This is a genomic window from Rhizobium sp. G21 (assembly GCF_014158035.1).
Taxonomy (GTDB): domain Bacteria; phylum Pseudomonadota; class Alphaproteobacteria; order Rhizobiales; family Rhizobiaceae; genus Rhizobium_E.
Genome location: NZ_JACFXW010000001.1, coordinates 1,658,870 through 1,671,909, shown reverse-complemented (window position 1 = coordinate 1,671,909; position 13,040 = coordinate 1,658,870). Strand labels below are relative to the sequence as shown.

At 63.1% G+C, this 13,040-nt stretch carries 13 protein-coding genes and 2 pseudogenes; 13 read left to right on the top strand and 2 right to left on the bottom strand.

From position 1 onward, the window contains the following. Nucleotides 1-85: 85 nt before the first annotated feature. From H2O14_RS08595 to H2O14_RS08565, 8 genes and pseudogenes are all read left to right on the top strand, one after another. Nucleotides 86-967, top strand: coding sequence for a branched-chain amino acid ABC transporter permease (locus H2O14_RS08595; protein WP_182827313.1), 882 nt, complete (start codon nt 86-88; stop codon nt 965-967). Then, a pseudogene (locus tag H2O14_RS28435) lies at nt 964-1,449 on the top strand (ABC transporter permease subunit); the annotation flags it as partial. The gene H2O14_RS08595 and the pseudogene H2O14_RS28435, both read left to right, overlap by 4 nt. A 122-nt stretch (nt 1,450-1,571) precedes the next feature. After that, nucleotides 1,572-1,922 (top strand): ABC transporter permease subunit, encoded by a 351-nt coding sequence (locus tag H2O14_RS28430; protein WP_281409982.1) that lies wholly within the window; start codon nt 1,572-1,574, stop codon nt 1,920-1,922. Further along, nucleotides 1,910-2,641 carry an ABC transporter ATP-binding protein gene (locus H2O14_RS08585; RefSeq protein ID WP_182827312.1) on the top strand — a complete coding sequence of 244 codons (732 nt, stop codon included), beginning with the start codon at nt 1,910-1,912 and terminating at the stop codon, nt 2,639-2,641. The genes H2O14_RS28430 and H2O14_RS08585 overlap by 13 nt, the downstream gene beginning before the upstream one ends. After that, the gene (locus H2O14_RS08580; protein WP_182827311.1) at nt 2,641-3,342 is read left to right on the top strand and encodes an ABC transporter ATP-binding protein; all 702 of its coding nucleotides are present in this window, start codon (nt 2,641-2,643) and stop codon (nt 3,340-3,342) included. The genes H2O14_RS08585 and H2O14_RS08580 overlap by 1 nt, the downstream gene beginning before the upstream one ends. A 91-nt stretch (nt 3,343-3,433) precedes the next feature. After that, nucleotides 3,434-4,798: a hypothetical protein gene (locus H2O14_RS08575; protein ID WP_182827310.1), complete on the top strand. Its 1,365-nt coding sequence runs from the start codon at nt 3,434-3,436 to the stop codon at nt 4,796-4,798. Between the two features lie 2 nt (nt 4,799-4,800). Then, entirely contained in the window at nt 4,801-5,265 is a 465-nt protein-coding gene (locus H2O14_RS08570) for a MarR family winged helix-turn-helix transcriptional regulator (RefSeq protein ID WP_182827309.1), read from the top strand. A 41-nt stretch (nt 5,266-5,306) separates the two neighbouring features. Next, a complete protein-coding gene (locus H2O14_RS08565) occupies nt 5,307-5,933 on the top strand; it encodes a hypothetical protein (RefSeq protein WP_182827308.1) in 627 nt (208 codons plus the stop codon). 6 nt (nt 5,934-5,939) lie between these two features. Here H2O14_RS08565 and H2O14_RS08560 read toward each other — a convergent pair whose 3' ends face one another. Next, a complete protein-coding gene (locus H2O14_RS08560) occupies nt 5,940-6,236 on the bottom strand; it encodes a DUF6894 family protein (protein ID WP_182827307.1) in 297 nt (98 codons plus the stop codon). Nucleotides 6,237-6,576: 340 nt separating this feature from the next. On the opposite strand from H2O14_RS08560, the gene H2O14_RS08555 reads away from it, so the two are divergent. The 4 genes from H2O14_RS08555 to H2O14_RS08540 all read left to right on the top strand — a co-directional run bounded on the left by H2O14_RS08555 (nt 6,577) and on the right by H2O14_RS08540 (nt 11,755). Then, nucleotides 6,577-7,644 carry an HlyD family secretion protein gene (locus tag H2O14_RS08555; protein WP_182827306.1) on the top strand — a complete coding sequence of 356 codons (1,068 nt, stop codon included), beginning with the start codon at nt 6,577-6,579 and terminating at the stop codon, nt 7,642-7,644. Next, nucleotides 7,641-10,376, top strand: coding sequence for a ribosome-associated ATPase/putative transporter RbbA (gene rbbA, locus H2O14_RS08550; protein WP_182827305.1), 2,736 nt, complete (start codon nt 7,641-7,643; stop codon nt 10,374-10,376). The genes H2O14_RS08555 and rbbA overlap by 4 nt, the downstream gene beginning before the upstream one ends. Nucleotides 10,377-10,379: 3 nt before the next feature. Continuing rightward, nucleotides 10,380-11,492 carry an ABC transporter permease gene (locus H2O14_RS08545; protein ID WP_182827304.1) on the top strand — a complete coding sequence of 371 codons (1,113 nt, stop codon included), beginning with the start codon at nt 10,380-10,382 and terminating at the stop codon, nt 11,490-11,492. 71 nt (nt 11,493-11,563) lie between these two features. After that, complete coding sequence (locus tag H2O14_RS08540; protein WP_182827303.1) at nt 11,564-11,755, top strand: hypothetical protein; 192 nt, start codon at nt 11,564-11,566, stop codon at nt 11,753-11,755. A gap of 3 nt (nt 11,756-11,758) precedes the next feature. Here the strand turns inward: H2O14_RS08540 and H2O14_RS08535 are convergent. Further along, nucleotides 11,759-12,422 (bottom strand): annotated as a pseudogene (locus H2O14_RS08535) (sulfite oxidase-like oxidoreductase). Nucleotides 12,423-12,613: 191 nt separating this feature from the next. On the opposite strand from H2O14_RS08535, the gene H2O14_RS08530 reads away from it, so the two are divergent. Then, a complete protein-coding gene (locus H2O14_RS08530) occupies nt 12,614-12,925 on the top strand; it encodes an SH3 domain-containing protein (protein ID WP_182827302.1) in 312 nt (103 codons plus the stop codon). Nucleotides 12,926-13,040 lie beyond the last annotated feature (115 nt).

Genomic DNA, 13,040 nt, shown 5'->3' with positions numbered 1-13,040 from the left:
TCCGCTTTGGCGGGGGCGGATGTTCAATCGCGGCGGCGGCGCTGGTCAGCCGGGGCGCGTCGCCGCATGACCGAAAGGTCCCTTCATGGGAATGGGCCCCTATCTTCTTCTCGCCACGCTGGAAGGCCTGGTGCAGGCCGCCGTGCTGACGATCATGGCCGCCGGCCTGTCGCTGGTGTTCGGCGTCATGCGCATCGTCAACGTCGCGCATGGCGAATTCGTCATGCTCGGCGCCGTGATCGCCTGGTTCGCTGCGAGCCTGATCTCGGGCCATCCTGCCCTCGGCTTCATCGTCGCTCTCGTGGCGAGTCCCTTGCTCGTCGGCGCCGTCGCCTATCTCAGCGATCGCCTCATCTTGAAAAGGCTGGATTACAATCCGGAAGCGACGATCGTCGCAACGATCGGCCTTCTCTACATTCTCCAGCAGGGCGTGCTGATCCTTTATGGACCGGATGCCCGCCCAGTGGAGCCGCCCTTCTATTTCACCATCCGACTGCCCTGGTTTGGCTATTCCGGCTATAAGCTGTTCGTCATCGTCGCTGCAATCGCGATCATGGCCGGCATCTGGGTCCTGATGCGCAAGACGAAGCTTGGTCTGGTCATGCGCGCCGCCCAATATGACCGCGAAACGGCGCAAGCCTTCGGTATACCCGTCGATCGGGTCTCGGCCTTCGTCTTCGCCTTCGGCGCCATGCTGGCGGCGCTGGCCGGCGTGCTGGTGGTGCCGATCCAGCAGGCCCATTATCTGATGGGAGCCGATCCGCTTCTTCTCTCGTTCATCGTTGTCATCATCGGCGGGCTCGGCTCGATGTCCGGCGCCGTCGTCGCCGCGGTGCTGATCGGTCTGTCGGACGGGATCATGTCGATGATGTTTTCTCCGACGCTCGCCAAGATGGTGTCGACCCTGCTCGTGGCGCTGGTTCTGGTCTTCCGCCCGAATGGATTGTTCGGAAAGGCGGCGCGATGACCCGGGCCCTCGCCAAGAATTTCGCCCTTGTGGCGGCCACGCTGATCGGCCTGTTCCTGCTGCAATTCGTGCTGTCGGATTATTATGTTCTGACGGCGACGCGCATGATGGTGCTGGGCGTCTTCGCGCTCGGCTTCAACGCCCTGTTCGGCTATGTCGGGCTGCTCAGCCTTGGGCATGCGATGTTTTTCGGTTGCGGCCTCTATGCCGCCGGCCTCGCCTCCTATCATCTCGGCTGGGACGCGCCCGCCGCCTTCGTCGCGGCGCTGGTCGCCTCCGCCGCGCTGGCCGCGGTCATCGGGGCGATCGCGCTTCGGACCGCGCGCGTGTCTTTCATGATCGTGACGTTGATGTTCGCCCAGGTCTTCTATCTGGCGAGCCTGTATTTCTCCGCCTACACCAATGGTCTGGAGGGCCTGTCGGTGCCCGAGGCGCAGCGGCGCTTCACGCTTGCCGGTTTCGACGTCAACCTCGCCGACGCGGTGACGCGCTACAACATCGCCTTCCTGCTGGTGGCCGTTTCGCTCGTCATCCTGTTTCTCTATCTCAAAGGGGGCGCGGACGGCTGGCGATCGGCGTGCGTGAAAACGAAGAGCGCACGGAAATGCTGGGCTTCAACATTTTTGCCGCCAAGCTGGAAATGTTCGTCTTGTCCGGTCTGCTGTCAGGAGCGGCGGGTGGAGCCTATGCGCTGTTGTTCGGCTATGTCGGCTCGACCTTCGCGTCGTTTCAGTATTCGATCGAGGCTCTTTTGTTTACCTTGCTCGGCGGGGCGGGCACCCTGCTCGGGCCGCTGGTCGGCGTGGTGCTGATGGTGACGATGATCGACAAGCTCAGCGAATTGACCAGCGCCTATCTCCTCGTCATCGGCGTGGTGTTGATCGCGCTGGTGCTCTGGTTCCCCAAAGGTCTCTTGGGAACGATCCGTGAAAGGTGGGCGCCATGGCTAATGTAACGCCGCTGCTGACAGCTCGCGGCCTCAAGCGCTATTATGGCGGCCTGAGGGCGGTCGACGACGTCGATTTCACCCTGAATACAGGCGAGATCCGCGCCATCATCGGCCCCAACGGCGCCGGCAAGACCACCTTCGTCAGCCTGCTGTCGGGCCGGACGACCCCGACGGCCGGCGCGATCACATTTGCCGGCGAAGACGTGACCGGGCTGCCGGCCTTTCGTCGGGTGGAGCGCGGCATCGCCTACACCTTCCAGATCACCAATATCTACAAGACGATGAGTGTCGCCGACAATGTGCGCATGGCGGTGCAGAGCCGACTGAAGCGTCTTCGCGGCGATAGGCCGGATTTCGACAGCGAGACGCGCGCCGCGCTCGACGCCGTCGGTCTCGCGGATAGGGCGGAAGCGATTGCCGGAGAAATGGCCTATGGCCATCAGCGTCTGCTGGAAATCGCCATGGGGGTCGCGCTGCGACCGAAGCTTCTGATCCTGGACGAGCCGACACAGGGGCTTTCCGACCTCGAGATAGAGAACTTCCTCACTTTGGTGCGTCGCATCGCCAAGGACGCCACCGTGCTGTTGATCGAACACAATATGCATGTGGTGATGTCGCTCGCCGATCGCATCACCGTTCTCTCGCGCGGCCAGACGTTGGCGGAAGGAACGCCCGAGGAAATCCGCGACAATGCCGAAGTCCAAGCCGCTTATCTGGGGTCGTGATGCTGAACATCGATAGACTGGACGCATTTTACGGGCAGAGCCAGGCGTTGCGCGGCTTCTCCATCACCGTTGCGCCCGGCGAAGTGCTTTGTCTGCTCGGTCGAAACGGCGCCGGCAAGACCACGGCGCTCAAGGCCATCATGGGCGCGGTGACCAGAAAGGTCGCCCGTATCGAGCTCGACGGCGTGGATCTCGCCAATTTGCCGCCGCATCAGATCGCCGCCCACGGCGTCGGCTATGTGCCGCAGGGCCGGCGGCTGTTTGCGGAACTCACCGTGCGGGAAAATCTGGAGATAGGCCTGATGGCTCGCAAGAGCGGCGCAACGGCGCTCGCCAAGGCGCTGTCCTATTTCCCGGTGCTGGAAGAGCGCATGGGTCAACGGTCCGGCACGCTGTCGGGCGGGGAGCAGACCATGTTGGCGATCGCCCGGGCGCTCTGCATCGAGCCGAAGATCATCATTCTCGACGAACCGACCGAAGGCCTGATGCCGAGCATGATCGCCAAGATCCGCGACGTGGTCGTCAAACTGCGCGACGAGGGCGTCGGCGTTCTTTTGGTGGAGCAACGCATCGATGCGGTTCTGCCCGTGGCCGATCGGATCGCCTTCATGGACCATGGCGAGGTCAAGGCCGAATTTGGCATCGAGGATGTCCGCGCCGACGCGTCGATCCTCAAGAAATATCTCGGTATCGGACATTGAGGCCAGGGGAGGGGGAATGACGACGGCGCGGCAATGCCCCCAAACTCCCTTCCGCCCGGCCGCGCTTCTTATCGGCGCTGCGTTGGCGGGGATGGCGACCAGCGCCGCGGCGCACAGTTCCGAAGGCGGGTTGGTGCTGCTGTTGCCGACAGGCTATTTCATTCTCGCCGGCGTGCTGGCGGTGGCCGCGACATTCCTGATCCTGGCGCTCGCGCCGGCTGCGCCTATGCGCATGTTGCATGAAAATCGGCTTTGGCTTGGCCCGCTTCCGGGTTTCTCGTCAGTTGTTCCTAGCCTCCTGTCCTTCGCGCTGCTCGCTTTCATGGTGACGTGCGGGTTTTTCGGCAGTGTCGATCCTGCGCACAATCCCTTGCCGGCATTCGTCTGGACGGTGTTCTGGGTCTGCCTCGTCTTCGCCCATGGGGTGGCTGGCAGGCTCTGGTCTTTCGTCAATCCCTGGACCGGACCCCTGGCTGTTGTAAGAAGCCTGTCGAAAGACCGGGCAATCGAGGGACGGTTCACGCTGCCGGCGCGGCTAGGCTACGCCATCGCTATCCTGCAATTTTCAGCTTTCGCCTGGTTCGAACTCGTCTATCTCTACCCCGAAGATCCCCGCCGTCTCGCCATGGCCGTTTCGGCCTATTGGCTCGTCAATGCGCTGGGCTTTTTCCTTTTCGGCGCGCGGCAATGGGGTGGCAGGGCGGAGCCCTTCGGCATATTCTTCGATCTCATCGGCCGGCTGGCTCCGTTCGGCTGGGAGCGGCGCGCAGGGCGCTTGCGACTGTATTTCGCCTGGCCGGGACTGCAATTGGTCCGCCGCGACGCGATGAGCCCGAGCGGCGTTCTCTTCGTGCTGCTCACGCTGTCGACGGTGTCTTTCGACGGACTGTCGTCCACCTTCGTCTGGCTGACCGCGATCGGCGTCAATCCGCTGGAATTTCCCGGCAGAAGCGAAGTGACGCTGTCGTCCAGCTTCGGCCTCATTGTGACCTTCCTGGCTTTGGCGCCCGCCTATTTCGGCAGCATCGCGCTTGGCTGCCTCGCGGCCGGCGAGCGCCGCTTCGGAGAGGTCGCCGGTCGGCTGATCTTCTCCATTCTGCCGATTTCGCTTGGCTTTCAGGCGGCGCATTATCTGACGCTCGCCATGGTCGGCCTTCAGGATTTCATCGTGGCCGCTTCCGATCCCTTCCATCGGGGCTGGGATCTTTTCGGCGTGTCGGATTATCAGGTCAGCACATCGTTCCTGAACGTCTATTCCACCGTGCGAATGATCTTCGTCGCGCAGACGCTGGCGGTCACGCTCGGCCATGTCGTCGCAGTCATCCTGGCGCATGCGCTGCTCGATGCGATCGCGCGAGACCGGCGGAAAACACTGCTGATCGAAACCCCATTCGCGCTCTTGATGATCGCCTATACCGGCTTCGGTCTCTGGCTTCTGTCTACGGCGAGGATCTGAGCATGGATGAGCGATCACAAGAAGAACCACAGGCGGCGAAGACGGGAGACGACGTCTATGTCGTCACCCGGCAGGTCGGCCACTTGCTGCGGCGCGCCTATCAGCGGCATCTGGCGATCTTCCAGAACCTCGCCGAGGATCTGAACCTGACCTCGATGCAATTCGTGACCCTCTGCGCGCTGTCGGATCGCGGGCCGTGCTCGCAGCGCGATCTGGTCGAGGCGACGGCCATCGATCAGGCGACCATTCGCGGCATCGTCGACCGCCTGCAGGCGCGGGGACTTCTGCAGGTGCTGCGCGACGAAAGCGACGGGCGCAAAGTGGTCATGTCCTTGACGAGCGAAGGGAAAGACCTGCTCGCCGCCATGCTGCCGCGCGGGCCCGCGATTTCGGAACAGACCATGGCCCCGCTCAATCCGGCCGAGCGCGTGGCGCTGCTATATCTGTTGCGAAAGCTGTCGGATTGATCGAGGGCCTTGAATGGCGCAAGGTGGGAGAAAATGGGGACATGCAGATGATGCGACAGGTCTCGTTGATACTGTTTGCCGGCAGTCTGGCGACGGAGTCGCAGGCGCATGTGTTCGGGGCGCCGGCCGATGCGAGCGGGGTTCCGGTCCCCGCCATCTCGCATGGCGAGATGGCGGTGCTGTCACGCTATCGCAGCGATGTCATGAAACTCGCCGAGGAGACCGGGCAAGGCGACGCCGATATCAGGGCGCTGGTGATGTTCACCGGCCTGCAATCGGCCAATTGCGCCTGGGGCCTGGTGCCGGGAAGCGTCACCGACGAGGCGAACCCGCTCAATGAATGCGCTCATGCCGAACTTGCGGGCGTCAAGACGATGCTGTTCAAGCTTCGTGACTTGCCGGCCGCGCAGCCGATGGCGGGCGAACTTGTGGCTCGCATCGACCGCGATATGACGCTGGCGGGCGCCGCGCTCATCCAATGCGAATTCAGCGCCGAAGGCTTCAACACGGCGTCACCGGTAGTCCCGGACTGGAGCGCCGTCGGCGCTTATCTCTGGCAGCGCTTCGGCAAGTTCGCCACGATTTTACTCATGGCGTCGGCGGCGGCGCTGACGGCGATTGCGGTGCTGCGCGCTCCGGCCCGCCGCGCCGGACCACCGGCCGGTTGATTGCCGTCATGCCGCGGCGACCTCCGCCATACGCCTGCGATCGAGATCGCGTTCGACGATCGCGCGCACCCGCGCCTGATTGACGGGCAGGGGACCGCGCGGCGTGGGCGAGACGATCGCGAAAGGGCGACCGTCGACGGTGCGGATATGTATGCGGATCGCCGCTTCGTCGGCCCCGCGCGCCAGCCGGTTGGCGATCACGCGGGCGTAGTAGAGCGCCGAGCCCTCGTCGAAATGCGCAGCGCCATCTTCGTCCTGGAGCATCTCGCCGTTCCAGTGAATGTCGAAGAAATAGGTCTGCATGGTCCGGCTCCCGTGACGCCCCGATCTTGAGCCGAGTAAAACACGCGACCTCCGAACCGGGGCTGAACCGGCCGTTCAGCCGGCATTCACCTTCCGGACGGGGACGCAGCGGCGTTTGATCGCATTTGTCCAAACTCGACTGCACGGCGCTTGATTTATGTCATGGCCGAAGCGCCGCCCCACCCTAGTCTCCCTCTCACCCTGCCGGAGGCCTTTTGCCAGGCATCCAGAGGCGGGACCCCACATTCACGGAGGTGTTGTGCCGGCACGTGCATGAGCTCAGCGTCAAAGCTGCAAGCCGACGAGCGCAGGCCGATCTCACGCCAGAAAGGGCATGATCATGGCGACCTCGAGGATGACGCCGTTTCTGATTGCGGCTGCGTTGGCGGCGGGATTCGGCTATTACGGCTACAAGACCTATGCCGGAGACGGGTTGCCGGACGGCGTCGCCGCCGGAAATGGTCGCATCGAAGCGGTGGAGATCGATGTCGCGGCCAAGAGCGCCGGGCGTGTCGCGAGCCTGGAGGTCAAGGAGGGCGATTTCGTCCATCTCGACCAGATCCTGGCGCGGATCGACACCCAACAACTCGAAGCCCAGAAGCGCCAGGCAGAGGCGGATCTCCGCCGCGCCGTGATCGGCGTCGATACGGCCAAAAGCCAGGTCCAACAGCGGCTTGCGGAAAAGCGCGCGTATGAGGCCACGGTCGCCCAGCGCCAGGCGCAACTGGACGCCGCCGCAAAACGCCTCGCCCGCTCGGAAAAACTGACTCAGACCAACACCGTGGCGCTGCAGGTGCTCGACGACGACCGGGCGACCGCGGCTGGCGCTCGCGCCGCCCTCGCGGCCGCCGAAGCATCCGTGGCGGCCGCCGACGCCGCCATCGGCGCAGCGCGCGCCCTGGTGGTGGATGCTGAAGCTGCTGTAGACGCAGGCCGCGCTGCGATCGATTCCGTCGATACCCAGATCCGCGACGGCGTGTTGAAGGCGCCGCGCGACGGTCGCGTTCAATACGTCGTCGCCGAGCCCGGCGAGGTCGTGGCCAGCGGCGGCCGTGTCGTCAACATGGTCGATCTCACCGACGTCTACATGACGTTCTTTTTGCCATCCGAACTGGCGGGCAAGCTGGCGCTCGGCGCGGAAGCCAGGTTGGTTCTCGATGCTGCCCCGCAATACGTCATTCCCGCGACAGTCTCCTTTGTCTCCGACGTCGCGCAGTTTACGCCGAAGACGGTGGAGACAGAGGAGGAACGGCAGAAGCTGATGTTCCGCGTCCGCGCGCATATCTCGCCGGACCTGCTGCGCAAATATATCTCCTATGTGAAGACCGGATTGCCGGGCGTGGCTTATGTTCGGCTCGACAAAACCGTCGCCTGGCCCGCCGATCTCGATAAGGGTCTCGTCAAATGACCTCGGCCGAGGAGCCCGTGATCCGCCTCTCCGGCGTCAGCCTCACTTATGGTCAGACCCAGGCGCTGGATGACGTCACGCTCGATATTCCCGTCGGGCGCATGGTAGGGCTGATCGGGCCTGACGGCGTCGGCAAATCCAGCCTGATGTCGCTGATCTCCGGCGCGCGCGCCATCCAGTCGGGCTCCGTCACGGTGCTGGGCGGCGATATGGGCAGGCCGTCGGTTCGCGCCGATCTCTGCCCGCGCATCGCCTATATGCCGCAGGGCCTCGGCAAGAACCTCTATCCGACCCTGTCGGTCTACGAGAATATCGATTTCTTCGGGCGGCTGTTCGGTCAGGGCGGGGCCGAGCGCAAGGCGCGGATCGTCGATCTCGTGACACGCACCGGCTTGCATCCTTTCGTCGATCGCCCTGCCGAAAAACTGTCGGGCGGCATGAAACAGAAGCTCGGCCTGTGCTGCGCGCTGGTGCATGATCCCGATCTCCTGATCCTCGACGAGCCGACCACCGGCGTCGATCCCCTGTCGCGCCGGCAGTTCTGGCAGATGATCGACGTCATCCGCGCCGGTCGGCCAAATATGAGCGTGCTGGTGGCCACTGCCTATATGGAAGAGGCCGCAGGCTTCGACTGGCTGGTGGCGATGAACGCCGGCAAGGTTCTGGCAGAGGGCGCGCCGGCGGATATCCTGGCGCGCACCGGAACGCGTGATCTCGACGAAGCCTTCATTGCGCTACTGCCCCAAGAGGTCGGTCGTGGCCACCAACCCGTCTCGATCCCGCCGCGCAAGAACGCGGACGGCGACCTCGCCATCGAGGCGGAACATCTGACCATGCGCTTCGGCGATTTCACCGCCGTCAGCGATGTCAGCTTCGCGATCCCGCGGGGCGAGATCTTCGGCTTTCTCGGCTCCAACGGCTGCGGCAAGAGCACGACCATGAAGATGCTGACCGGCCTTCTGCCGGCCACCGAGGGAAAAGCGCGGCTGTTCGGCCGCGAGATCGACGCCGGCGACATGGAGGCGCGCGGCCGGGTCGGTTACATGTCGCAGGCTTTCTCGCTCTATACCGAACTGAGCGTCCGGCAGAACCTCGAATTGCATGCGCGTCTGTTTCATTTGCCGGCAGAGACCATCCAGCCGCGCATCGTCGAACTCGCCGGGCGCTTCGGCCTCGACGCCATCATGGACGACTTGCCGGACGGCTTGCCGCTCGGCGTGCGCCAGCGCCTCTCGCTCGCGGTGGCGCTGATCCATCGTCCGGAAATCCTGATCCTCGACGAGCCGACCTCCGGCGTCGATCCGGTGGCGCGCGACGATTTCTGGCGGGTGCTGGCCGATCTGTCGCGCCGCGACAATGTCACGATCTTCATCTCCACCCATTTCATGAACGAGGCGGCCCGCTGCGACCGCGTTTCGCTGATGCATGGCGGCAAGGTGCTGGTCAGCGATACGCCCGCGGAAATCATGCGACGCCGGGGCGCCGCCGATCTGGAAACAGCCTTCATCGCCTATTTGGAGGACGCGAGCGGCAATGCGCCGAAAACCGAAGCGCCCGAGCCTGTGGCGCAACCGAGAGCGGTCTTTCAAATGCCGAAACGCCGGGCCTTCGACCCCCGGCGGCTCCTGAGCTACAGCCAGCGCGAAGCCATGGAACTGATGCGCGACCCGATCCGCGCCACGCTCGCCGTGCTCGGCAGCCTGATCCTGATGTTCGTGATCGGCTATGGAATCAATCTCGACGTCGAGAACCTTACCTTTGCGGTGTTCGATCGCGACGACACCTCCATCAGCCGCGACTATGCGCTGGATATCAGGGGCTCGCGCTATTTCGTCGAGAAGTCGCCGATCCGCGACTATGCCGATCTCGACCGGCGCATGAAGAATGGCGACATCAGCCTGGCGATCGAAATTCCGCCCGGTTTCGGCCGCGACGTGTTGCGCGGCGACACGGTGTCGGTCGCCGCCTGGATCGACGCCTCCATGCCGTCCCGCGCAGAAACCATGGCCGGCTATGTCCAAGGCATCCACAATAGCTGGCTGGCGGCCAAGTCTCGCCTGCTCCTCGGCGACGCCGCCACGTCGAACTATTTCACCATCGAGACGCGATATCGCTACAATCACGGGATCAAGAGCCTCGTTGCCATGGTTCCCGCGGTGATCGCGCTTTTGCTCATCCTGATACCGGCCATGCTGACGGCTCTGTCGGTGGTGCGCGAAAAGGAACTGGGCTCGATCGTCAATCTCTATGTGACGCCGGCGACGCGGCTGGAATTCCTGCTCGGCAAACAGGCGCCGTATATCGCCATCGGCATGTTCAACTGCCTGTTGATGGGCGTCGTCGCCGTTCTCCTGTTCGGCGTCCCCTTCAAGGGCAGCCTCGTCGGCTTCGTGCTGGGCGGCTTCATCTATGTCTCAGCCACCACCGCCATGGGCCTGTTCGTTTCCACCTTCATGTCGAGCCAGATCGCCGCCGTCTTCGCCACCGCGCTCGTGACGCTTATTCCCGCCATCCAGTTTTCCGGCATGATCGATCCGGTCTCCTCGCTTCAGGGCAGCGCCCGGATCATCGGCGAGATCTATCCGTCCACCTATTTCATGAACATCGCCCGCGGCGCCTTTTCCAAGGGGCTCGATTTTCAAGCCCTGTCCGGCGCCTTCTGGCCGATCCTGCTGACGATCCCCGTGCTGATGGCGCTCAGCATCGGTCTTCTCAACAAACAGGCAAAATGACCCATGCGGCTCGCGAATATCTACATTCTCGGCGTCAAGGAAATCCGCGGCCTCTTCCGGGATACGATGCTGATGATTTTGATCGTCTATTCCTTCACCATATCGGTCTATACGGCCTCCCGCGCCATGCCGGACGCGCTCAATCACGCCGCCATCGCCATCGTCGACGAGGACCGATCGCCTTTGTCGGGGCGCATCGAAACCGCCTTTTATCCCCCTTATTTCACGACGCCGAAGCTGATTGATATTTCCGAGATGGACCGACGCATGGACGCCGGTCTCGACACTTTCGCGCTCGACATCCCCACCGATTTTCAGCGCGACTTGCTGGCCGGCCGCCAGCCGACGCTGCAGCTCAACGTCGACGCTACGCGCATGACGCAGGCCTTCAGCGGCAATGGCTACATCCAGTCGATCGTAAACTCCGAGATCAACGAATTCGTCGATCACAGTCGCGGTTCGGCGAGGGTCGGCCCGGATCTCGTGATGCGCAACCGCTTCAATCCACAGCGCGACTCGATGTGGTTCGGCGCCATCGTCAATCTGATCACTTCCATCACCATGCTGGCCATCGTCTTGACCGGCGCGGCCCTGATCCGCGAGCGCGAACACGGCACGGTGGAGCATCTCCTGGTGATGCCGGTGACCAGCACGGAAATCATGCTGAGCAAGATCTGGTCGATGGGGCTTGCGGTCCTCGTCGCGTCCGCCTTCTCGATCACCGTCGTCATCAATGGTCTTCTCGACGTGCCGATCCAGGGGTCGCTCGGGCTGTTTCTTGCCGGCGTGGCGCTGCATCTCTTCGCCACGACATCGCTCGGCATCTTTCTCGCCACCACCGCCGGCTCGATGCCGCAATTCGGAATGCTGCTGATGCTGGTGATGATCCCGCTCCAGGTTCTCTCGGGCGGGGTGACGCCGCGCGAAAGCATGCCGATGATCATTCAGGACATCATGCTGGCGGCGCCGACCACGCATTTCGTCATGCTTGGTCAGGCGATCCTCTTTCGGGGCGCCGGTCTTTCAGTGGTCTGGCCTCAGTTTCTGGCGCTGATCGCCATCGGCGGCGTGCTGTTCGCCATATCTTTGCGCCGCTTCCGCGCTTTCCTCCGCTAACGTCCGACGACCGCGAAAAGGTGAGCCGCCGGCGGGGAAAACGCGTAGGATGTTAAAAGCGGAGGTGTCGAATGACGCGCAAGATTTTGATGGGCGCAGGCCTGCTGATCGCCTTGATGGGCCTGATCTGGATGGGACAGGGAAGCGGGTTGTTTCCCTATCCCGAGCAGAGCTTCATGATCAATGATCGCAGCTGGATCTGGTGGGGCGGCGGCATGATTCTGGCAGGGCTCGGCCTGTTCGCCGTCGCCCGGCGCATCTGAGCCTCAATCGTCGGAATAGCGCTCCTCGCGCCACGGATCTCCGCGCATGTGGTAGCCGTTGCGCTCCCAGAAGCCTGCCTTATCTCCGTCGATATACTCGACGCGGTTCAGCCATTTGGCGCTTTTCCAGAAATAGAGATGCGGCACGACCAGTCGCAGGGCCCCCATGCTCGGTGGTGATCGGCTCCCCCTGCCAGTGCGTCGCGAGGATCGCGTCCTCTGAAGCGAAATCCTCGAGCGGCAGGTTGGTCGTATAGCCGTCATAGCTGGTCAGCATGACATGCGTCGCCTCCGCCTTGGGCGGCGCCGCGTCCAGAAGGTCGCGCGTCAGCACGCCGTGCCAGTCGTTGTCGTATCGCGACCACGTCGTCACACAATGGATGTCGCTCCTGCTTTCCGACTGGTCGAGCGCAAGAAAACTCTTCCAGGACAGGGTCACGGGGCTGTCGACGAGGCCGCGGATATCCAGTCTCCAACTGTCGAGCCGGATTTCCGGCTGTTGGCCAAGATCCAGCACCGGCCAGTTTTTGACGAGGTGCTGACCGGGCGGCAGGCGCTCGGCTTCGGGCCTGGAGATCCGGCCGGTCAGGAACTTTCCTTCCTCGGCCCAGCGACGCTTCGAACGCGTCAGTTTGCTGTCGGCGATGTCTTGATCGTCTGTCGTCATGTCGGGCTCCCTTCGGCGCACTGTCAGACAAAAGCCCGGTTCGCGCAAGAGTTCCCGATCGAGGCTTCCGTATGCCCGATCACGTCCTCGTGAGTCTGTCAAGCCGCGGAACCTTCCTGCCGTCGCCGCATTTCCCCAGCGAAGAATTCACCTCAACCGCCTGAAAAACTCGGGCTTCAGGAGATAGGAAAATGAAGATCCTGTCCGCGATCTTGCTTGCCGTCGCAATCGGCGCCCCGTCTGCAGCGCTTGCAGAGGACATCGCTCTCGCCAAGAATTCCATGCGTCTCTATGGCGGCCCTTCCATGGATTTTCCGCGCATCGGTTTGATCGCCTGGGGGCAGGGGTTGAAGGTGATCGGCTGCGAACGCGACACCGGCTGGTGTGAGGTCATCGCAGATGGCCAGCGCGGTTGGGTGCCGTCCGATACGATGAACTGGCCGGACCCGGACCGTGCGCCCGTCATCGACAAGTCGACCCATGTGTATAGGCTGGTTCTCTGATCGGGCGGTAAAACTTAACCTTGTTTCCCCTCATTCCACGCCAGTCAAAATCTAGGAGTGCGTCGAAATCCCTTGTTAAGACGGCAAAGTTACACCTGAGATCAAATGGGGCAAA

Bases quoted from the DNA above. Each gene is read 5' to 3' on its own strand.
- H2O14_RS08560 (WP_182827307.1), bottom strand. From the start codon at position 6,236: ATGCAGACCTATTTCTTCGACATTCACTGGAACGGCGAGATGCTCCAG.
- H2O14_RS08580 (WP_182827311.1), top strand. From the start codon at position 2,641: ATGCTGAACATCGATAGACTGGACGCATTTTACGGGCAGAGCCAGGCG.
- H2O14_RS08570 (WP_182827309.1), top strand. From the start codon at position 4,801: ATGGATGAGCGATCACAAGAAGAACCACAGGCGGCGAAGACGGGAGAC.
- H2O14_RS08540 (WP_182827303.1), top strand. From the start codon at position 11,564: ATGACGCGCAAGATTTTGATGGGCGCAGGCCTGCTGATCGCCTTGATG.
- H2O14_RS08565 (WP_182827308.1), top strand. From the start codon at position 5,307: ATGCAGATGATGCGACAGGTCTCGTTGATACTGTTTGCCGGCAGTCTG.
- H2O14_RS08595 (WP_182827313.1), top strand. From the start codon at position 86: ATGGGAATGGGCCCCTATCTTCTTCTCGCCACGCTGGAAGGCCTGGTG.
- H2O14_RS08585 (WP_182827312.1), top strand. From the start codon at position 1,910: ATGGCTAATGTAACGCCGCTGCTGACAGCTCGCGGCCTCAAGCGCTAT.
- H2O14_RS08575 (WP_182827310.1), top strand. From the start codon at position 3,434: ATGGCGACCAGCGCCGCGGCGCACAGTTCCGAAGGCGGGTTGGTGCTG.
- rbbA (WP_182827305.1), top strand. From the start codon at position 7,641: ATGACCTCGGCCGAGGAGCCCGTGATCCGCCTCTCCGGCGTCAGCCTC.
- H2O14_RS28430 (WP_281409982.1), top strand. From the start codon at position 1,572: ATGCTGGGCTTCAACATTTTTGCCGCCAAGCTGGAAATGTTCGTCTTG.
- H2O14_RS08545 (WP_182827304.1), top strand. From the start codon at position 10,380: ATGCGGCTCGCGAATATCTACATTCTCGGCGTCAAGGAAATCCGCGGC.
- H2O14_RS08555 (WP_182827306.1), top strand. From the start codon at position 6,577: ATGGCGACCTCGAGGATGACGCCGTTTCTGATTGCGGCTGCGTTGGCG.
- H2O14_RS08530 (WP_182827302.1), top strand. From the start codon at position 12,614: ATGAAGATCCTGTCCGCGATCTTGCTTGCCGTCGCAATCGGCGCCCCG.